Here is a 20549-nt window from a genome sequence, read left to right as displayed (position 1 = left end):
CCTCGCTCCGCGGAAGAACTCCGTGGGGCCTCATGTCCGAGAGGAACGAACTGTGAGTCGAATGGTAACGGCACCGGGACGAGCCCGGGAATACGAAACGATTTACGTCCTTCGCCCCGACATCGACGCGGACAACGCGGACCGTCTCGGGACGCGCCTCGCCGAGGTGATCACGCGCGAGCAGGGACGGCTCACCAAGGTCGAGACCTGGGGCCGTCGCCGGCTGGCGTACGACATCTCCAAGCACCGCCGCGGTGTCTACGTCTACCTCAAGTACCTCGGCGCGGGCCGGGTGGTCTCCGAGCTGGAGCGCAACCTGCGCCTCACGGACGGCGTGCTGAAGTACCAGACGGTGCTGCTCCGCAACGACGTCGAGGTCGAGCAGGTCGCCATCAGCGACGAGGAAGTTCGCTTCGAGCGTCTCGAGCTGCCCCCGCTCGAGGAAGAGCGCGACGAGTCGCGTGAGCGTCAGCTCGGTCTGATCGAGCCCGAGCGCCGCGCAGAGCGTAACGCCGAGGTCCCGAGCATCGAGGACGAGGGCGACGTCGAGCAGGAAGGCGAGACTGGCGGCGACGAGGAGGAGAGCTGATCCATGAACACCCGTGGCTCTGACATCGGCCGCAACAGCAGCGCCGACTACGACGACCGTGAGTACGGTCGCACCCCCGACCTCAACGCGGATGCCCCCGGGCGCCGCCGTACGGGCAAGAAGCGGGTCTGCCGGTACTGCGCCGACAAGGCGCTGGTCATCGACTACAAGGATCCGCAAGCACTCAAGTACTTCATTTCGGAGCGGGGCAAGGTCGTCCCGCGTCGGATCAGCGGCAACTGTGCGCGGCACCAGCGCAAAGTGACGCTCGCCATCCAGCGAGCGCGCAACATCGCGCTTCTTCCGTTCACCGTGTCGGCATAGGAGGATCCCATGGCGACCCATATTCACGTCGTCCTCACGCAGGAACTCGACAACCTCGGAAAAAGCGGCGAGCTCGTGAAGGTCCGCCCGGGGTTTGCGCGGAACTACCTGATCCCGCGCGGCCTGGCGGTCAGTGCCACCGCCGAGAACGTCGCCCGCATCGAGCACCAGAAGAAGGTGATCGAGGCCCAGACGGTGAAGCAGCGTGCCGAGGCTGAGCAGCTCGCGGGCAAGCTGAGCGCCGTCAAGCTGACCCTGTCTCGTCCGACGGGCGAGGGAGACAAGCTCTACGGTTCGGTGACGTCGCGGGACATCGAGGAAGCGCTGGCGAGCCAGGGCTTCACGGTGGATCGCCGCCGCATCGAGACGGATCCGATCAAGACCCTCGGAACTCACTCCGTGCAGGTTCGGCTCGCTCCGTCGATCGCAGCGAAGGTCGAAGTCACCGTCACGGCGAAGTAGAGGCACCTCTTCTCGCCTGCGCTGGACTCACGTATAAACGCTGAGACCCAGTTGACTGACGCCCCGTAGGCATGGCCTCCGGGGCGTTGGGCATTTCTGAGGGCACTTCTGTGGATAACCTCTGGATGTCTCCAGGCATTTTTCTGGGGAGGTCGAGCCGATGATGAGAGGGCCCGATGCCCGCCGGGGGCAACGACCGCAAAAACTCGAGCCGGCGACGATTGCCGGGCGAGTCCCCCCGCATGATCTCGACGCTGAAGCGGCCGTGCTCTCGGCCATCCTGCTCGATCGAGACGCGCTCGACCGGGTGCTCGAGATCCTCAAGCCGGAGCATTTTTACAACGACGGCAATGGCCGCATTTACGAAGCCACGCAGACGCTGGCGCTCGCGGGCACGCCCATCGACATCATCTCGGTCGCCTCGTGGTTGAGGGATCGTGAGCGGCTACAGCAGCTCGGCGGCGCGGCCTATCTGGCGACGCTCGCAGACGCGACGCCTGCCGTTTCCCACGTCGCCTCGCATGCCCGTGTCGTCTACGAGAAGTGGCGCCTCCGGCAGCTCATCGCCACCTGTCAGCGTGTCTCCGCGGAGGGATACGGTGATGTCGGCGAGGTCCAAGCGTTCATCGACGGCGCCGAGCAATCCATCTATCAGCTCGCCCGGACCCCGCAGGGCACCTCCACCCAGCCCCTCGCGATGGCGCTCCGGACTGCCTTCGAGCAGATCACGGCGGCCGCCGAGCGTGGCGATCGCATCACGGGGATCTCCACCGGCTACGAGAAGCTCGATGCGAAGACCGCCGGCCTTCACGATGGTGATCTCCTGATCGTGGCCGCCAGGCCCGGCATGGGAAAAACCTCGTTCGTGCTGAACCTCGCGGTCAATGTCGCGTCACCTCGCTCCGTCGGCATGCCAGGTCCTGGCGAGGAGGGGCATGGCGTCGAGCGGCAAGCGCCCGGCTTCGGTGTCGCGGTGTTCTCCCTGGAAATGCCCCGAGAGCAGCTCGCCACCCGTATGGTCTGCTCCGAAGGGCGCGTCGACGTCGGCAAGGTGCGGCAGGGCTTCCTTCAGCCCGAGGACTGGCGGCGCCTCACGGAGTCCGCCTCCTACCTCTCGACGCTCCCTGTCTGGATCGATGACACGTCCGCGCTGACCCTCCTGGAAGTTCGCGCCAAGGTGCGCCGCATCCAGGCGGAGTACAACCAGGCGTCCGGCCCTGGAAACCCAGGGCGACGGGTGGGCCTGGTCGTCATCGACTACCTGCAGCTCATGAAGGGGCGCGACGGCGTCTCCAGCCGCGAGCAAGAGATCAGCGAAATCTCACGAGGCTTGAAGCAGCTCGCCAAGGAGCTGCGCGTCTGCGTGATCGCGCTCTCTCAGCTCAACCGCTCCGTCGAGACCCGCACGACGAAAGACAAGCGTCCGCAGCTCTCGGATCTACGTGAATCCGGTGCCATCGAGCAGGACGCCGACACCATCGTCTTCATCTACCGCGACGAGTACTACAATGCGGAAACCACGAACGCGAAGGGGATCGCCGAGCTGATCATCGCGAAGCAACGAAACGGGCCGACCGGGAAAGTGCTGGTGCGCTTCGCGGCCTCCTGCACCCGGTTCGACAACCTGGCGCCTGGGGACTATCCCGACGTCGTCGACGACGAGTGAGCGGGCACCAGGGTCGGTGGCATCCAATGTGGTGCCTGGCCCGCGCGTCATAACAGGATCCATGGCCGCTCTTCCTCCGCGTTCCGGTCCTTCGCCAGAACCCTTCAGGGCGCGGCTCGAGAGAATGACGAGGCGCGCCGCCGTCCTGGTGGGGTTGCTGTCGGCCTCTGCGAGTTGCAGCCCTCCGCTGCAGAGTGGTGGTGTGATCGTCGTCGACGGGGCCGCCGCGCGGCTCGGTGCCATGTGTCGCTGGCGCAGCGGTGGCCACGACGAGCTGTGCCCGGCGGCGGCTCCTTCCGCTCCGTCCGCGAAGGTTCGACGGCTCGAGGGGGGAGCCGAGGAGGGCCTCTCGGGGGCCCTCGCCGGCGGCAAAGCAGGTGACTACCTGCTGGAGAACGACCAGATCGCCGTGATCATCGAGCAGCTCGGGCGTGTCGAGGGCGGAGGCCACCTCATCGACGCCGCCGACGCAGGTCGACGGCGAGACGAGCTGGAACGGGTCGCGACCTACCTCGGGCGAGCCGCCGGTCAGGCGCTCTACAAGGAGCTGACGACGGGGAGGGACGACGAGGGCACGGCGTGGGTCGAGGCGCGCGGCCACGTCGCAGGTGACGAGTCGCTGGTGATCGCAACGCGTTACAGCTTGAGGCCCGCCGATCGGGCGGTCTTGCTCTCCACCACCCTCGAAAACCGCGGCGCACAGCCCAGCATGCGCCTGGAACTCGGCGATGCGGTGCGCTGGGGAGGGACGCTGCTGGTCGCGCCACGGTGCGTGCCCGGCTGCCCTGGACCGTATGTGGGCCCCTACCTGGCAGGCATCGGGACCGACACGGCATACGTGCTGATCCCCGTGGAAGCGACCGCGCTGCAGGCGTCGACCGACGCTGGTGAGAGCGAGATCAGCCTCACGCACCGTGAGCACCTCCCTCCGGGCGAGCGCCTCGTTTACGAGCGGGTGCTGGCCGTGGCCCCTCGCGGGGACTCCGCAGGGGTCGCGACGGAGCTCCTCGTGCTCGGTGGCGGCATGCCCGGCGGGCTCGACGTGGAGCTCACGGACATCGGGGGAGAGGCCCTCGCTGCGGTCCACGGCAGAGTGCTCCTCACCCCGATCGCCCCGGAGGGACAGGCTGTCCTCGACGACATCCCTCTCTGGCTGAAGGCCAGCGCAGAGCCCGCGCGGAACCTCGAGGGGCAGGCAGCGCGCCCTCTGAAGGTGGGCGGCGAAGTGCCGCCTGGCGCCTATCGACTCGGCTTCGAAGGGGAGGGGAGGCGAGCGAACGAGGAGACCAGCGTCATCATCCGCGCAGGAGAGGTCACGAGGGCGAAGCTGGCCCTGACGGGGCCGTGAACCTCGGTGTCTCGCTCCACCTCCTCGAAGGACTGCTGGCTCCTCGAAGGCCTGCTGGACGCCTGAGCCGCCCCTGCGGCTGGGGACGGCTGCGCCGTGGGTGCCTTGTCGACTTCGTTTGCGCCGCCGCGCCAGACGCTCCAAGGATTGGCCCAGATGCGGACGGAACGCCTCGCCACCGACCCTGCTTCCATCTCGCGCGCTGCAGCCCTCCTGCGCGCTGGGGGCCTGGTCGCATTCCCCACCGAGACCGTGTACGGCCTCGGCGCCAGAGCCGACGACGGGACCGCTGCCGCACGGATCTTCGAGGCCAAGGGGCGTCCTTCGGGCAACCCCCTCATCGTCCACGTCCCTGACGCGGCGGCTGCCCAGGCCCTCGTCGAGACATGGCCCCCCGTAGCGGATCGACTCGCTGCTGCCTTCTGGCCGGGCCCGCTCACGATGATCTTTGCGCGCCGAGCCGACCGCATCGCAGACGTCGTCACCGCCTGTGGACCTACCGTCGCGGTGCGCGTGCCAGCCCACCCCGTCGCGCGCGCCTTGCTTCAGGCCGTTGCCCTCCCCATCGCTGCACCGAGCGCCAACCGATCGACCGAGATCTCCCCGACCACGGCGGAGCATGTCTGGAAGGCGCTCGCCGGTCGCATCGACGCTTTGCTCGACAGCGGACCCTGCGAACGGGGGATCGAGTCCACGATCCTCGACGTGACGACCTCACCGCCCACCCTCCTTCGCCCAGGATCCATCCCTGCGCACGCCATCGCCGCGATCGTCCCGCTTCGAGATCGCTCGGGAGCCATCGTGGCGCCTCACCTGCGCGCCTCCGCGCCAGGGTCCCACGCGCGGCACTACGCGCCACGGACCAGGGTGCTCCTCACGCACCCCGAGCAGGTCCGCGCGACCGTCGACGCGCTCGTCGCGCAGGGGCTTCGCACCGCCACCCTCGAACATGGCCGAACGACGGAGGCTGGCGCTCACGCCGAGCTCCTGCCCTCCGACCCGGTTGCCTACGGCGCCGAGCTGTATGCGGCATTGCATCGGTTGCAGGACAGCGCCTGTGATGTCCTCGTCATCGCGGATGTCCCCGAAGAGCCCGGCTGGGAGGCCATCCGAGATCGTCTTCGCCGGGCCTCTGCCCCCTCGGACGAGAATCCCTGACGAGCTGGGACATCTGTGGCAGAAAAGCCTCGCGCTCTTCGCTGACGATGACGGCCCTGCCCGCGCTCCCTACCCGCTGGATCCGAGCTGCCGCCCTGGGGGTGGCGGTCACGCTCGGCGCTGGCCCTGCCCACGCGAACCTGCTCGAGCAGGCGCCGTGGCGGGCCCCCTTCATCCTGGATGGGCCGGCCGCCGAGCCGCTCCCGTTGCTCTACGCTTTCCGTAACCCTGCGATCGAGCGTCCCGGTCCCCTTCGCCTCTATGTGAGCGGTCGCTATGGCCGCTGGATGGAGCACCCCTGGCAGACCCTCAGCTGGTCCATCGGCCAAGGGGAGCACCCCGAGACCCACCGAGAACCTCTCACCCTGCCGGATTCCTCCTGGCTGACGTCGCGCGTGGACGAGCGCACGTCCCCAGGATCGAGCGAGCTCCTCCTCCTCGAAGAGCTGATCCACATCGGCACCGCCACCTCGCCCACCTGGCTCCGCCGCCTCGATCCCGGCTGGAGCCCGCGGTGGCCCGTCTCCACGGGGCCCGGCCTCGCCTCCAACGGCTACAACGTCCTCTGGGAGCCCACACCCAAGCCCGTTCGTGACTGGCGGTGCCGACGTCGTCCCGTCGTGTTTGCGCGGCACGGTGGTGAACAAGCCTCGTTTCTTCTCGTTCGTTGCGACGGCTCGAGCGCTCCCGAAGCCCTCGAGCGCCTCTCGATCGTCGCCAGGCCTCCCGAGACACCGAGCCCGGGCGAGCTCCTTCCTGACGAACCCGATGCCGAGACCTGGCCTGACCTGGAGTGGGTCCCCCAGGTGCGGGTACTTCACCCACGCCTCCTCTGGGTACTGCAGAAGATCGCCGACGCCTTCCCGTTCCGCTCCATCTACATCTTCAGCGGCTACCGCCCCCGAGCCGAAGCGCGCAAAGGGCACAGCAGCTTGCACGCTGAAGGCAGAGCGCTGGACATCATGGTGATGGGCGTCTCCAACACCTCCCTCTTCAACCTCTGCCGCACGCTCGACGACGTCGGCTGTGGCTTCTACCCCAACAGCAAGTTCGTTCACGTCGATGTGCGCCGACCCGCCACCGGCCACACCTTCTGGATCGACATCTCCGGTCCTGGCGAGCCCTCGCGTTACGTCGATGCGTGGCCAGGCGTCGTCGATCGTGGCGGCACGTCCTGGAGTGCGCACAGCCCCAGAACGACGGCCCCCGAAGGACCTTGAGCCGACGCACTCCGAAGGGGCTTCCCTGAACCTCGACGCGCCCGGCGGCGCCGCGCGAGGCGGCATGCAGTCCAGGACGAGCGCGCCATCCTGAGATACGCTCGGGGAGTGCAGCGAAATCGCATGGCTTGCGGCCTGCTGGGCGCCCTGGGAGGCCTGATGGTGGCCATCGCCGGGATCGCTGGCTGCGACGAGGAGCTTGTTCCCGTGGTCCCCCCTGGCGGTGGCGCAGGCGCCGGGGGCTCCGTCGTCATGGACGGCGGCACCGGGGACGCTGCCCCAGGCGAAGACGCCGCCTTCTCCGACGCCGGGGACGCTGGGATCGCGCCGGTCGTCATCGGCATCACGCCCACGCCCCGCGCCGAGGGAGATGGCGTCCCCTCGCAAGCCGCGAGCTTCGACGCAGAGCTCACCACCTTGGCGGTCGGTGTGCGGGGCGTGGTCGTACGTCGCACACTTCGCGAGGTGATCTCGGGGGGAGCTGCGCCCCTGGCCTTCCTCGCCGAGCGCCACACCGCGAACGGCACCCAGGTGCTGTTCAACCTGGCTTTGGTCGACCACGCGGCCGATGGGCGTCCCGCCGAACTCTCTCAGCTCGCCTGGAACGCCCCCGACATGACCTCCTCCCTCCAGAGCGCGGTGGATCTCGTGATCGGCGCCTTCGGCGAAAGCCTGGCCTATCTCACCTTCGGCAACAGCGTAGATGTCTATCTGAGTCACAATCCCACCCAGCTCGCCAGCTTCGAAGCGATGGCCGCGTCCGTGAGCACCTACGCCAGCGAACATCCGGAGGCGCCTCTCGCGCTGCGCACGGGGATCGGCTTCTCCGCCTCTGGCGCGTCTGCCGCCGACCCCTCCCATGGCAACCTCCGTGGTGTGGGTCAGGTGGCCATCTTCAGCTATCTTCCTGGCCTCAGCGCGGGGCAAGCGGCGCCCACGGGCGACATCGCGAGCGCGCTCGATCAGATGGTCTCGCTTGCGGCGGGCAGGCAGGTCGTCGTGCAGGAGACTGGCTACCCGAGCGCGGCGCTCGTGGGTGGGTCGCCGGACAAGCAGCGCCTCTTCTTCTCGACCCTGGGGGAGGCGCTGGCCCCGCGGCGCGCCTCCTTCCCGTTCGTCAACGTGCTCGAGCTCCACGACCCCTCGCCCGCCGCTTGCGATCTCCGCGCGGCGGCGCAAGGTGAGCCCTCGGGCGGAAACTTTGCGGCTTTCGCTTGTTCCCTGGGCCTCTTCGACCTCGCCGGATCCGAAAAACCAGCGTGGGGCGAAGTCGCTGCAATCGCGGCAACGTTCGCCTCACCTTGAACCGTGAGGTAGTCTTGAAACCCTCGGCGCCATCGATCGCGGCCGCATTCAGCGGGCGCGGCTGAGGGGTGAGTCCCCCGTCTCCAGGGGCGGGGGTCGATCCTCGATGGCGTTGCCCGCTGAGCTGGTCGCTGACCAAGAAGGTGTGAGAGATGGCCGAGATGCGCACAGGGATGGTCGACACGATCGCGGCGATGCAGGACTACGCGCTCTATCGCGATCTCTCGTGGGAGGGCTCGTTCGAGGACTACCTCAACATCGTCCGCCAGCAGCCTCAGGTGACGAGGAACGCGTACCAGCGGGCGTACGACATGATCATTCGGTATGGGACCGAAGAGTACACCGACAACAAGAAGAAGCTGATCCGCTACAACTTCTTCAAGGACGAGCTGAACGGCGGCAAGGACGCCATCTACGGCCTCGACATCCCGCTCATGCGGCTCGTTCACGTCCTCAGGGCCGCCGCGGAAGGGTACGGCCCGGAGAAGCGCGTGATCCTGCTCCACGGGCCCGTCGGCTCCTCGAAATCGACGATCGCTCGGCTCCTGAAGAAGGGCGTCGAGCACTACTCGACGACCCCTGACGGGGCCCTCTACACGTACGACTGGGTGAACCTGGAGGGCGTCGGCATGGCTGGCTCCGAAGGGGCTCAGTTCAAGTGCCCGATGCACGAGGAGCCCCTCCGCCTCATCCCTGTGGCGTGGCGCGAACGAGCCATCCGTGAGCTCGGGCTCTCCAACGAGCGGTTCCAGGTCCGCGTGGAGGGGGAGCTCAACCCTGCCTGTCGCTTCATCTTCGCTCGCCTCATGGAGCGCTACGGCGGCGACTGGGGCAAGGTGATGCAGCACATCCGGGTGAAGCGCCTCGTCCTGTCCGAGAAGGACCGCATCGGCATTGGCACCTTCCAGCCCAAGGACGAGAAGAACCAGGACTCGACCGAGCTGACGGGTGACATCAACTACCGGAAGATCGCCGAGTACGGCTCCGACTCCGACCCGCGGGCCTTCAACTTCGACGGCGAGTTCAACATCGCGAACCGCGGTATCGTCGAGTTCATCGAGGTCCTCAAGCTCGACGTCGCCTTCCTCTACGACCTGCTCGGTGCCTCTCAGGAGCACAAGATCAAGCCGAAGAAGTTCGCCCAGACGGACATCGACGAGCTGATCATCGGCCACACCAACGAGGCCGAGTACAAGAAGCTGCTCGGCAACGAGTTCATGGAAGCCCTGCGGGACAGGACCATCAAGATCGACATCCCCTACATCACGAAGGTGTCGGAGGAGATCCGGATCTACGAGAAGGACTTCAACCGCGAGAAGATCCGCGGCAAGCACATCGCGCCGCACACCCTGGAGGTTGCTGCCATGTGGGCGACGCTCACCCGCCTGGAGGACCCGAAGAAGCACAACCTCTCCGTCGTGCAGAAGATGAAGCTCTACGACGGCAAGGTCCTCCCCGGCTACACCCAGGACACGGTGAAGGAGCTCCGGAAGGAAGCGCCGCGCGAGGGCATGAACGGCATCAGCCCGCGCTATGTGCAGGACAAGATCTCCAACGCCCTCGTGAACGACATCGGCGAAGGGACGATCAACCCCTTCATGGTGCTGAGCGAGCTGGAGAAAGGACTCCGGCACCACTCGCTCCTCACCAACGAGGACGACCGCAAGCGCTATGGCGAGTGCATCGGCATGGTGAAGCGCGAGTACGAGGAGATCGTCAAGAACGAGGTCCAGCGAGCGATCAGCGCCGACGAAGACGCGATCCAGAAGCTCGCCGCGAACTACATCGACTCGATCAAGGCCTTCACCCTCAAGGAGAAGGTGAAGGACCGCTTCACGCGCGAAGACGTGGAGCCCGACGAGAGGCTGATGCGCTCGATCGAGGAGAAGATCGAGATCCCCGAGAATCGAAAGGACGATTTCCGTCGGGAGATCATGAACTACATCGGTGCTCTGGCAGTCGATGGGAAAAAATTCGAGTGGCACACCAACGATCGGCTTCGCCGCGCGCTCGAGCTGAAGCTCTTCGAGGATCAGAAGGATGCCATCAAACTCCAGACCCTCGTTTCCAGTGTCATCGACAAGGAGACGCAGGAAAAGATCGACATCATCAAGACGCGTCTGATGAAGTACTTCGGGTATAACGAGGTGTCCGCGCGCGATGTGCTCGACTACGTCGCCTCAATCTACGCGCGCGGCGATACGAAGTAGTCGTCGTTGCCGTTACCCTTCGTTGGCCGCCTTGCGCAAGCGCGACACCTCACGCTCCAGGGCGGCCACCGTTCGCTTGAGATCACGTAGCTCCTCGGTCGTCGCCAGCCCCATCGTCTTGGCAAAGGTCTCCTTCTGTTCGGTCGTGAAGGAAGATACCTTTCCGGGGACGCTCATCGCCGTCATGAGAAGCCTCATGAACCTCTCATCCTGCATGAGCTTCGCGACGCTGGGATTGGCAGCCAGTTTCATGCCCTCCGTCATCAGCTTATCTTTCAGTGACATGAGCACAGGGTAGCACGAGCTCTGCAGAGCCCGTGCCGAGGGTAGCCCGTGTCTTCGGCTCCCTCGTTGATGTGGCCTGTTGAGGGGCTCCATGAAGGCTTACCGAGCGGGAGGATGTGGGGGACCAACTGCTCGTTATCGCTGTGCCGAGTCCCGGAAGATGCGACGACGCTGATGGATCTCAAGCCGCCCGTGGGAGACGCGCCCCACGACTCACCCCCGACGCCACCTCCCGTCCCCAAGGAGGAAACGCTCCCCGACGACGCAGCGCCTCCCAGCTCCGAGCAGAACGGGTGGTGGTATGCAGGACCCGACTCGATCCGGGGCCCGGTCAGCAACAGCGCCCAGGAACTCGACGAGGACCTGGTGCAAGCGCTGGAGCGCTGCATCACCCGGGCCATCGAGCACACGCTGGAGGCCCAGACGCCGGAAGGCTCCTGGTTCGTCCTCCCCGACGCGAGGATGTTCGACACCGGGCTGGTGGCGTACGTCCTCTCCCGCACGCCCGGCCCAGCAGCGGCCGCCGCCGTCGAGCGCGCCAAGACCTGGCTCGCGACGGCGACACCGCAGACGCAGACCCGCTTCAGTCAGATGCTCGACGAGACGCCCTGGAGCTTGCTCTCCGGCACGAGCGTGGTCGTCGACCTCAGAGAGCCCGAGCTCTACAGCAACGTCTTCCGACGCAAGACGCTCTTCCTCTACGCGCTGACCCTGCACGCGCGGAAAGAGGTCCTCTCGCCCTTCAGCCAGGAGCGGGTCCGCGCCCAGATCCGCAGCATCTACGACCGCGCCGAGCGGCTCCGCATGAAGCAGTGGAGCCGCGTCGATCTGATGGCGGTGTACCTGCTTCTCGAAGCCCTCCAGCCGGGGGTCTGCCCCAGCGAGTCGGCAAGGCTGTACCTGGAGAGCATGCAGGCCACGGACGGGAGCTTCTGTCACAACCCCGTGAGCTCCGCGCTTGCCTTGCTCGCACTGCTGGAGACGGCGCCGGAGTCCACCGCGTACAACCGCTGCCTGCAGCACCTGCTCGACGCCCAGCAGCCCGACGGAACGTGGCGCTTCTGCATCAGCAACGTCTGGGATACCTCGCTGCTCGTACGCGCTTACGAGGGGCAGTCGCGCTTCGAGGCGCTCGCGCGGCCGAAGGCGATCCAGTTCCTCATGCAGGCCCAGAACCGAGATGGCGGTTGGGGGTTCCGGACGAGCGTCGAGTCGGACACCGACACCACCTCGTGCGTCTTGCTCTCCCTGGCCGGCGTCCCCGACGTGGACGCTGGCTGCATCGCCCGAGGGATCGCTTACCTCGCCGCGCGCCAGCGCAAGGACGGCCTCTGGAACACCTGGCAATCCCAGGATGACCAGCCCGTCGAGGACTGCGTCGCTCACGCCCTCTCGGCGCTGACGGCGTACCCCGACATCCACCGTGTCCCGCTGGAGTCGCCCTACCGCTGGCTGGTCCAGCAATACGAGATCAAGGGACGGTGGAGAGCGGGCTGGTATCGCAGCTTCCCCTATGCCGTGCTCGAGATCGGTCGCGCCGTGGGGGCGTATCACCCTGTCTCCCGCGCTGCGCGCAAGTCCCTCCTCGTGGTCCAGAACGAGGATGGAGGCTGGGGAGAAGAGCCCGGAGAAGAGAGCTACCCGAGCCCCACGGGGCTCTCTCTGGCGATGCTGCTCGACATCCACCAGCCCGGGGAAGCGTTCATCCGCAGCGCCCTCCGTTACCTGGTCGACACCCAGCGAGACGACGGAACCTGGCCTGGGCGCCCTGAAGTGTACGGACCTCGACCCCTCCTCTACCACCTGGCCACCAACACCCACGCCTTCGTCATCCACGGTCTGCTGACCGCGTGGTCCAGGCTGGGGAGAACGCTGCCGGCTTGACAAACAGGAGGATGAGCGCGTCTATTCTCCAGCCTGACTCGCTCCGCCTGCACCCCCATGAGCTCGACCGTCTTGCCCCGCGATTTTCTTCTCTGAGGCCCGGAGCCGATGGGCGAAGGGCACAGATGGGTCATCATGGATGACCTGGTGATCTCGTTCACCGACTTGGGGCCCAGCCAGGACGCCGTGTGGCACGCCTTCGCGAAGGACCTGATGACCAAGGGCATCAACCGGTACCTCGCGACCAGCCTGGGCGCGGTTCAGGTCAACAGCGTCCAGCGAAAGATCACCGCGGATGCGCTGAAGAAGCGAAACATCCCGACGGCTGCCGTGACCGATGACCGGCTGGTCCGAGGTCTGGTCACGGCCGTGGCCTGGCTAGGGGTCAACATCAAACCCTTCGCCTGGTCGGAGCTCCGGGAAGCCGCCCTCTTTCTGAAGGTGCCAGCGACCAAGGTCGATCGCATCATCGAAGCGGCGGTGCGGCTCCGGACCTCCTCCGGCTAGCTGGCGCTCACCCCTCCGGGGTCGCCACGGTCTCTGCCGTTCGACCCTGCTGGGCCCCGGCGTAGTCCCCTCTCGGATCCGTGTAGAGGATCCGATGGGCCTCCGGCATCACCCGCCCGAGCACCCCGAAGGCGTCCCCTGGCGGGAGCCGATCGACGTCCCTGCGCAGCATGCGCTCGTAGCCTTGCAGGTCGTCGCGGGCCACGCGCTCGGCCTGCTCTGCCGGAAGGAGCCGCTCCAGCACCAGCACCGCGTTGGCGCACGACTGCTCGCGGCGCTCCTTCTCGACGCTGAAGATGTCGTTGTGGAGCCGGCACGAGATGCTGAGCTGCCGCAAGAGGCTCCGGATCGCCTCCTCGTGCAGCCGGGAAGGCATGTCGAGCCGATGAACCAGCGCCGCCGTGGCGAGGATGAAGGGGACCGCCGTGCTGTTGTACCCGTTCTCCAGGTACTCGGCGTACGACAGCGAGAGCTTCCCGTAGGACAGGAGATCCTCGATCTCCCACGCCTTCACCGCGTCAGCGGCCGTCTGGAGCCACAGCCCGTACGCCTCCGCGTCCCCCTCGTAGGCCACGAACAGCGCCCGGAGTCGCTGAAATCCCTGTGCAGCGGGCGCGTCGTCCTTCCCCTCGATGCCTCGCAGCACCGCCCCCACATCGACGGGTGCCGACGTCCCACCCTTGTCGGCATCGAACAGCTCGTCGATCCAGAACGTCCAGGTGAGGGCGGTCGCGAACAGGAAGAGCGCCTCGCGATCTCCGCCCAGACCCTGGACGGGGTGACCTTGCTCGTCGTCGACCCCATCGACGTACCCCTGGACGATCGTCAGCGCATTGCGACCGTGCGAGGGCTTGAACTTCTCGAGGCCCTCTCCCCACGCAAGGATTCTCTGGAGGACCGCTCGATCGAGTTCCATCGTGTCATGCTCACTTCCCGAGGCCCGTGCCCCATCCGCTCGCCTGCGTTCTTCTCACAACACCTCGACGAGCACCGCCGTGATGTTGTCACGCCCGCCTCGCTGGTTCGCGACCTCGATGAACCTGTCCACGGCCTTCTCTCCGCCGTCTTCCGCGATGGTCGCGACCTCCTCCTCCGAGTGCAGGTAGCCGTGAAGCCCGTCCGAGCAGAGCAGGTAGCGATCTCCTGCCTCGGTCGTGACGATGGAGGTGTCGACCTCCACGTAGTCACGGTTCCCCACCGCCCGGGTGATCACGTTGCGGTGCGGGGACATGCGCGCCTCTTCCGGGGAGATGAGGCCGTTCTTGATCTGCCAGGCGATCAGCGTGTGATCCTCGGTCATCTGCACGGCGTGGCCGTTTCGGACCTGGTAGATGCGGCTGTCGCCCACCTGCCCGGTGACCATGGCGTCGCCCATCGCGAGGGCCACGCTCAGCGTCGTCCCCATCCCGTTCTTGTCTCGCTCGAGCTGCGCGATGGCGAAGACCATGTAGGTCGCGGCCTGGATGGCGCCCTCGATGAGCCGACACACCGCCCGGGCCTTCTCGGGCGTCAGCGGCTCGTCCGGATCCCCCAGCGACGGCAGGCCCCGCTTGACCATGCCGTAGACCGTCTCCACCGCCTCGGCGCTCGCGACCTCGCCTGCGGCGTGGCCACCCATGCCATCGGCGACGATGTAGAGACGCAGCCCATCGTCGCAGAAGAAGGCATCCTCGTTCGAGCGCCGGTGGCGCCCTACATCCGTGCGGCCGAAAGATCGAACTCTCATCGCCTGGTCGACGGACTTCGCATGACGCGCCTTGCCCGCCCACGCGATCAGGCGGGGGACGCGGCCTGGAGAGAAGACAATAATCGCCTCGAGCTGGCTCTGTCGAGAGGCGCTGCGGTCGGTTAGACTCCGTGCGACCCGACCATGGCCATGACCGGCCACAGCTTCTCCGCGGCGTGTGGGCTGGATGGCCTCAGGTCGCGTCTCGTCGAGGCCCGGCGCGCCGTCCGCGCTCCCGTGGGCGCCCTGCTGTTTCTCAGCGGGGGCCTCGTCCAGCGCCTGCCCGCCGTGGCAGAGGTCGCTCGTGAGATCTTCCGGGGCGTCGCCACGTGCCTCGTCCCTGCGGCTGGCGTCCTGAGTGAGCGCGGGGAGCTCGAGGGCGAGGCCGGGGTGAGCGGCATGCTCTGGGAAGGCGGGGACTGCGCTCCGTTTGCTGCGCCAGCCCGTGACGTCGCGGGCGCCGTCGCGCTCCTTCTGGAGCCCAGCGGGCCGAGTGCCCCCTCGCGCCAGCCTGGAGCGCGCCCCCGGACGGGGACGGTCCTGCTCTTCATGCGGCCCGAGGCGGTCGAGGCGGACACACTCTCCGCCCTCTCGGATGCAGCGCCGGGCTCGACGGTGCTCGGCGCCGGGACGGTGGGCGCGAACCCCATCGTCATCCTGGCCTCCGGTGAGGTGCGGGAGGCGGCTGCGGTGGGCCTCGTCCTCACCGGCCTCGCCCCCCCCCTCGTCGAGACCGCGGGCGCCTGCCGGCTCCTCTCGGAGTTCCACCCCATCGATGAAGTCACCGAAGGCGGCCTCGTCCTGTCGGTGGGGGGCAAACCTGCGCTCGACCTGCTGTCCTCCTGCACCAACAGGGTCGGGCGCCCTCGCCCCGCCGACCCGGCGGAGCCTGCCCCCGTCGTCTTCGCCGCGCTTGCCGATCCTGCGTCCACGTCCGAGGCGTCGCCGCGCTTCGTCGTGCGGCCCGTCCGCGGGCTCGACACCGCCCGCCGTGGCCTCATGATCGGCGACGCTGCCCGACGGGGCGTGCGCCTCGCCTTCGCCGTGCGTGACGCGACCACCGCCCGCTCCGAACTCGCGGCGGCGACCCAGCGGATCTCGCGCGGCATCCTCGGCGCTTCCCCGCGCTTCGCCCTCTACCTGACCTGCGCTGGCCGCGGTCAGAGCCTCTACGGCGCCCGGGATGTCGAGGCCCGCATCCTCCGAAGTCGCTTCGGTGATCTCCCGATCGCCGGCATGCACTCGGCCTTCGAACTCGTCCCCTGGAACGCCGAGAGCGACGCCCGGATCGCGCTCTACTCCAGCGTCCTTGCCCTCTTCCGAGCGCCGAGCTGAGGTCCCGCGTCGGGCCCTGCCCTCTCGCGCGGACCCGTTCACGGCATCAGCGCTCCCGGTAAGCTTCGACGATCGCGTCGGCTCGCCGGCGTACCACCGCGTGCATGGTCCCGAAGCGCGGATCCTGGCGTGCCCCTTCGAGCAGCGGACAGCGTTCCATCCACAGGAGGTCGATCAACCCCGAGTCCACGGCGCTCTGGATCTCCTGCAGACCCTTCTCCGTGTCGCCCAGGAACCCGAGCACCTCGGCCCGGAGCTGGTGCATGAAGGTGCGCCGCCGGGGCCCGTGGTGGGCCGTCTCTCCCGTCATGATCTCGAGCGGTGGCTGGGGAAGCCCCCTGTCCTGCTGCTGGGAAAGCCCCCTGTCCCGCAGCAGCGTGAGCAGCGTCCGGGCCATCGCCGGGATCTGCGTGTCCTCGTCCAGCCCCTCCATCAGCCGCGCTCCCTGCTCGATGTCCCGCTGCCACACGAGGAAGCGCGCCCGGATCGCCCACTGCTCGCTCCGGAGCGGGTTCGCCTGCGCGAGCGTCGCCTCCATCTGATCCCAGCGCCCGAGCAGCGCGTGGAGGCGCGCCATGGCCGCCCGCGCCAGCGGCGTGTGCGGATCCAGCGCGAGCGCCGCCTCGGTCCAGCGCCGGCCACCGTCCATGTCCCCTGCCTCCAGGAGGATGCTGCCGAGAAGGCTCTGCGCCTCGGCCAGGCTCGGGTTGCGCGAGAGCGCACGCTTCAGCTCGCGCACGGCCCCGGGCGCGTCGCAGTCGTGAAGCTGTACGGCCGCGAGCGCGAGGCGGGTCTCGGCCAGATCAGGAGCGGCCCGGACCGCGCGCTGGGCCGACTCCACGACCTGATTGGCCCCCTCGCCAGTGAAGAACCAGAGCCTGCAACGCGCGAGGGCGCACGCAGCGAGGAACATCGGATCGCCGGGCACCCGGGCGAGCGCCTGATCGTAAAGCCCGATCGCCTCCCTCAAGCTCGCTGGCCAGAACTGCCGGTACAGATGGCGGCCGCGCAGGTAGAGATCGATGGCCACGGGATCGGAGGGCACCTCGCGCAGCGGGGCGACCTGCGCGTCCGACGTGAGCGCTTCGACGATGGCCTGCGCCACCTCGTCGCTCATGCGCAGCACCTCCTGCTCTGGCCTGTCCAGCCGGCGCGCCCAGAGCTGGAACCCATCCGCCACGCTGATCAGCCGGGCGCTGATCCGTACCGTCCCCGCGCGTCGTCGCACCGAGCCGTCGACGACCACCTGCACGTCCAGCTCTCTGCCGATCTCCCGCGGATCCTGATCCTGCCCCTGGAACCGCTGCACCACGCCCCGCGGCCGCACCTTGAGTCCACGCGTCATCGAGAGCGTGTCGATCAGATCATCGGTCAGCTCATCGGCCAGGTACCCATCGTCCGTGGGACCCTGGTTGCGGAACGGCAGGACGGCGACCACCCGGTCGCCCGCCGCAGTATCGGCCGCCGGGGGACCCTGGACGGGCGTCGACGTGGGCAGGCTCGGTGGCCCGCTCGCTGGCAGGTGCGTCAGCGTCGACAGCTCCTCGACGATGGCCTCCACGGTCGCGAAGCGAGCCTCCGGAGCGCGCGCCATGCAGCGCAAGATCAACCGTGCGAAGGCCACCGGCAAATCGGCGCGGCGCAGGCGCGGATCCGGCGGATCCGAGATCAGCTTGGCGGCGGCCACCGCGAACACCCCATCGCCCCGCCACGCCCTCTCCCCGGTGAACATCTCGTAGAGCACTGCGCCGAGCGCATACACGTCGGCGCGCCCATCGATGTCCTGACGCCCCTGCACCTGCTCGGGTGACATGTAGGCCGGCGTCCCGATCGTCATCCCTGCCGTCTGGCTCCCGCCCCCCTCCACATCGTACGCACGCGCGATCCCGAAGTCCGTGATCACCACGCGCCCATCCTTCGCGATCAGCACGTTGTCCGGCTTCAGATCGCGGTGGATCACCCCCGCCCGGTGCGCCGCGCCGAGGCCTGCGCAGATCGCCTCCGCCACCTCCACCCCGCGCGCGAGCGTCATTGGCCCCTCGCGCGTGATCACATCCGAGAGCGACTCCCCGTCCACGTACTCCATGGTCAGGAACTTGTCGCCGCCGTGCTCCCCGATGTCGAACACCCGGGCCACGTTCGGATGCGTCACCCGTCGCGCGAGCCGAACCTCGCGCCGGAACCGATCGATCACCCCCGCCTTGTCGGCGATCTCCCGGCGCAGCGTCTTCAGCGCCACCACCTCGTCCAGCTCCTGATCGCGGGCCCGGTACACGTTCCCCATCCCACCCGAGCCCACCAGGCAGAGCAGCTCGTAGCGTCCCCCCAGGATCTGCCGCTTCTCCGCGCACCCTGCGGGCATCACCGTCGACGCTTGGCTCGCTGGCCCACGGAAATGCGCCCCTGGCGTCGAGGACGTCCCTCGCTCCCCCGCCGGCGGCGGCACGGAGACGATCACCTGCGGTGGAGGGCCGCTGACCGACGAGGGCGTCGTGAAGGGGCCCATGCTCACCTCGTCTCGATCGGCGAACTCCGTCACCGCGATCGTCTCGTCCTCGCTCAGATTACGCTGGCTCATCCCATCCATCCCGAAAGCCGCCGAGGGCACAGTCGATCCGCGAAGCCGCCGAGGGCACTGAACCACCGGGTACCTGGCGCATGCGCAAGGGTACCCCAGATCTGCAGAGACGGGTTTGCTACCCTCCCGTGCCCCTCATGGCGCCCGCGCAATCCGTCGACGTCAAGGATCTCTCGAAGGTCTACAAAGTTCACGAGCGGGAAGCTGGCCTTTCCGCCTCGATCCGCTCGCTCTTCCGCCGCAAGTACCGCTCGGTCCGTGCGGTCCAGAACCTCTCCTTCTCCATCGCTCCGGGCGAGCGGGTCGGCTTCCTCGGCCCCAACGGTGCTGGCAAGACCACCACCCTCAAGGTGCTCTCCGGCCTCCTTCATCCCACCGAAGGCCACGTCCGCGTCGCCGGGTTCGTTCCTCAGCAGCGCGAGGTCGACTTCCTCAAGCGCATCACGCTGGTCATGGGGCAGAAGCAGCAGCTCCTCTGGGATCTCCCTCCCGTCGAGACCTTCGCCCTGAACCGCGCCATCTACGACATCCCCGACCGGCAGTTCAAGGAGACCCTCGACGAACTCACCACCCTCCTCGACATCGGCGGCATCGCCACCAAGCCCACCCGCCAGCTCTCGCTCGGCGAGCGGATGAAGTGCGAACTCGCTGCCGCCCTCTTGCATCGACCCGAGATCCTCTTCCTCGACGAGCCCACCATCGGCCTCGACGTCGCCATGCAGCTCACGGTGCGCGACTTCATCCGCCGCTACAACGAGCGCCACGGCGCGACCGTCATCTTGACCTCCCACTACATGGATGACGTCGCCGCCCTCTGCCCGCGCGTCATCGTCATCGACCAGGGCCAGCTTCGTTACGACGGCAGCTTGACCGAGCTCGCCCGCAGCGTGCGCCCCCACAAGCAGATCGCCCTGCGCACCAGCGCCCCCCTCGAACGCGCCGCGCTGGAGCGCGTGGGCACCCTCGTCGAGCTGGACGCCGCCAGGGCCGTCCTCCACGTCCCCCAGGAAGCGCTGCGTGACGCCGTCGCCCACCTCCTCGGACGACCCGAGGTCACCGACCTGACCGTCGAAGATCCCCCCCTCGAAGAGGTGATGCGCGAGTTCTTCACCCAGGTCCCGGCGCAGACCCAGGGGACCTCTTGAGGCTTCGTGCCCTCACCCGGATCCTCCGCGCTTACCCGACCCTCCTCCGCGTCGGCTTCGCGGGCGCGATGGCCTACCGCGCCGAGATGCTGGTCTGGATGCTCACGACCACCATGCCGCTCGTCAGCCTCGCCCTGTGGACGGCGGTCTCTTCCCACGCCCCCGTGGGCGGCTTCGGCCCTGGCGAGTTCACGGCGTACTTCCTCGCCACCCTCATCGTCCGACAGCTCACCAGCTCGTGGCTGGTCTGGGAGATGAACGCCGAGATCAAGAGCGGCGCCCTCTCCCAGCGCTTGCTCAAGCCCATCCACCCCCTCTTCCTGTTCAGCGCGGACAACCTCTCCGCCATCCCCCTGCGATCGCTCCTCTGTCTCCCCATCGCCATCGCCCTGCTCGTCGCCTCGGGTGACCGCATCCCCACCGACCCTGCCCACCTCGCCCTCGTCGCCCTCTCGCTCGTCGGCGCGTGGCTGCTCAACTTCCTCATCACTGCCCTGATCGGCGCGCTCGCCTTCGTGATGGAGAGCTCCACCACCGTCTTCGAGGTCTACCTCGCCGCCTTCATGGTCCTCGCTGGCTACCTCGTCCCCCTCGACCTCTTCCCCCCCAGCCTGCGCGCCCTCTGCGACGTGCTCCCCTTCCGTTACACCCTCGCCCTCCCGGTCGAGCTCCTCACCGGCCTCCTCGACCCTGCGCGCATCACCAGCCAGCTCGTCACCCAGTGGGCGTACGTCGCCGCCTTCCTGCTCGCGGCCCTCCTCGCCTGGCGCGCCGGCATGCGCCGCTTCGCCGCGTTCGGAGGCTGAG

The 20549-nt window shown here is 67.8% G+C and carries 18 protein-coding genes; 14 read left to right on the top strand and 4 right to left on the bottom strand.

Going from position 1 to position 20549, the window contains the following annotated elements; translation table 11 throughout:
- Nucleotides 1-61 precede the first annotated feature (61 nt).
- The 9 genes from rpsF (at nucleotide 62) to CMC5_RS34400 (ending at nucleotide 10282) form a co-directional block, all read left to right on the top strand.
- The gene (rpsF, locus tag CMC5_RS34440; RefSeq protein WP_245678606.1) at nucleotides 62-589 is read left to right on the top strand and encodes a 30S ribosomal protein S6; all 528 of its coding nucleotides are present in this window, start codon (nucleotides 62-64) and stop codon (nucleotides 587-589) included.
- Nucleotides 590-592: 3 nt separating this feature from the next.
- A complete protein-coding gene (rpsR, locus tag CMC5_RS34435; protein ID WP_050434369.1) occupies nucleotides 593-913 on the top strand; it encodes a 30S ribosomal protein S18 in 321 nt (106 codons plus the stop codon).
- Nucleotides 914-922: 9 nt separating this feature from the next.
- Nucleotides 923-1375: a 50S ribosomal protein L9 gene (gene rplI / locus CMC5_RS34430; RefSeq protein WP_050434368.1), complete on the top strand. Its 453-nt coding sequence runs from the start codon at nucleotides 923-925 to the stop codon at nucleotides 1373-1375.
- 160 nt (nucleotides 1376-1535) lie between these two features.
- Nucleotides 1536-3041, top strand: coding sequence for a replicative DNA helicase (dnaB, locus tag CMC5_RS34425; protein ID WP_050434367.1), 1506 nt, complete (start codon nucleotides 1536-1538; stop codon nucleotides 3039-3041).
- Nucleotides 3042-3165: 124 nt separating this feature from the next.
- Nucleotides 3166-4389 carry a hypothetical protein gene (locus CMC5_RS34420; protein WP_050434366.1) on the top strand — a complete coding sequence of 408 codons (1224 nt, stop codon included), beginning with the start codon at nucleotides 3166-3168 and terminating at the stop codon, nucleotides 4387-4389.
- A gap of 156 nt (nucleotides 4390-4545) precedes the next feature.
- Nucleotides 4546-5547 carry an L-threonylcarbamoyladenylate synthase gene (locus CMC5_RS34415; protein ID WP_050434365.1) on the top strand — a complete coding sequence of 334 codons (1002 nt, stop codon included), beginning with the start codon at nucleotides 4546-4548 and terminating at the stop codon, nucleotides 5545-5547.
- Between the two features lie 47 nt (nucleotides 5548-5594).
- Entirely contained in the window at nucleotides 5595-6767 is a 1173-nt protein-coding gene (locus CMC5_RS34410) for a YcbK family protein (protein WP_050434364.1), read from the top strand.
- Nucleotides 6768-6890: 123 nt separating this feature from the next.
- The gene (locus CMC5_RS34405; RefSeq protein WP_050434363.1) at nucleotides 6891-8072 is read left to right on the top strand and encodes a hypothetical protein; all 1182 of its coding nucleotides are present in this window, start codon (nucleotides 6891-6893) and stop codon (nucleotides 8070-8072) included.
- Nucleotides 8073-8224: 152 nt separating this feature from the next.
- Entirely contained in the window at nucleotides 8225-10282 is a 2058-nt protein-coding gene (locus tag CMC5_RS34400; RefSeq protein WP_050434362.1) for a PrkA family serine protein kinase, read from the top strand.
- Nucleotides 10283-10294: 12 nt separating this feature from the next.
- Here the strand turns inward: CMC5_RS34400 and CMC5_RS34395 are convergent, their stop codons facing one another.
- Nucleotides 10295-10546, bottom strand: a complete 252-nt coding sequence (locus tag CMC5_RS34395) for a hypothetical protein (protein ID WP_245677993.1) — start codon at nucleotides 10544-10546, stop codon at nucleotides 10295-10297.
- Between the two features lie 195 nt (nucleotides 10547-10741).
- On the opposite strand from CMC5_RS34395, the gene CMC5_RS34390 reads away from it, so the two are divergent.
- Both CMC5_RS34390 and CMC5_RS34385 read left to right on the top strand, forming a co-directional pair.
- On the top strand, nucleotides 10742-12451 hold the full coding sequence (locus tag CMC5_RS34390; protein ID WP_050434361.1) for a prenyltransferase/squalene oxidase repeat-containing protein: 1710 nt from the start codon (nucleotides 10742-10744) through the stop codon (nucleotides 12449-12451).
- Nucleotides 12452-12586: 135 nt separating this feature from the next.
- Nucleotides 12587-12958 (top strand): hypothetical protein, encoded by a 372-nt coding sequence (locus CMC5_RS34385; protein ID WP_156339075.1) that lies wholly within the window; start codon nucleotides 12587-12589, stop codon nucleotides 12956-12958.
- A 7-nt stretch (nucleotides 12959-12965) separates the two neighbouring features.
- Here CMC5_RS34385 and CMC5_RS34380 read toward each other — a convergent pair whose 3' ends face one another.
- Nucleotides 12966-13874: a terpene synthase family protein gene (locus tag CMC5_RS34380; RefSeq protein WP_050434359.1), complete on the bottom strand. Its 909-nt coding sequence runs from the start codon at nucleotides 13872-13874 to the stop codon at nucleotides 12966-12968.
- Between the two features lie 54 nt (nucleotides 13875-13928).
- Nucleotides 13929-14684: a PP2C family protein-serine/threonine phosphatase gene (locus CMC5_RS34375; RefSeq protein WP_050434358.1), complete on the bottom strand. Its 756-nt coding sequence runs from the start codon at nucleotides 14682-14684 to the stop codon at nucleotides 13929-13931.
- Between the two features lie 150 nt (nucleotides 14685-14834).
- Here CMC5_RS34375 and CMC5_RS34370 point away from each other — a divergent pair, with 150 nt between their 5' ends.
- Nucleotides 14835-16019: an FIST C-terminal domain-containing protein gene (locus tag CMC5_RS34370; RefSeq protein ID WP_050436303.1), complete on the top strand. Its 1185-nt coding sequence runs from the start codon at nucleotides 14835-14837 to the stop codon at nucleotides 16017-16019.
- A 46-nt stretch (nucleotides 16020-16065) separates the two neighbouring features.
- Here CMC5_RS34370 and CMC5_RS34365 read toward each other — a convergent pair whose 3' ends face one another.
- Entirely contained in the window at nucleotides 16066-18597 is a 2532-nt protein-coding gene (locus CMC5_RS34365) for a protein kinase domain-containing protein (protein WP_050434357.1), read from the bottom strand.
- Between the two features lie 137 nt (nucleotides 18598-18734).
- Here CMC5_RS34365 and CMC5_RS34360 point away from each other — a divergent pair, with 137 nt between their 5' ends.
- Nucleotides 18735-19742, top strand: a complete 1008-nt coding sequence (locus tag CMC5_RS34360) for an ABC transporter ATP-binding protein (RefSeq protein ID WP_050434356.1) — start codon at nucleotides 18735-18737, stop codon at nucleotides 19740-19742.
- Nucleotides 19739-20548: an ABC transporter permease gene (locus CMC5_RS34355; RefSeq protein WP_245677991.1), complete on the top strand. Its 810-nt coding sequence runs from the start codon at nucleotides 19739-19741 to the stop codon at nucleotides 20546-20548. Before CMC5_RS34360 ends, CMC5_RS34355 begins: the two co-directional genes overlap by 4 nt.
- Nucleotide 20549 lies beyond the last annotated feature (1 nt).

The organism is Chondromyces crocatus, from assembly GCF_001189295.1.
Taxonomy (GTDB): domain Bacteria; phylum Myxococcota_A; class Polyangia; order Polyangiales; family Polyangiaceae; genus Chondromyces; species Chondromyces crocatus.
Note: the sequence above shows the minus strand (reverse complement) of the source record. Positions and strands in the feature narration are given on the sequence as shown.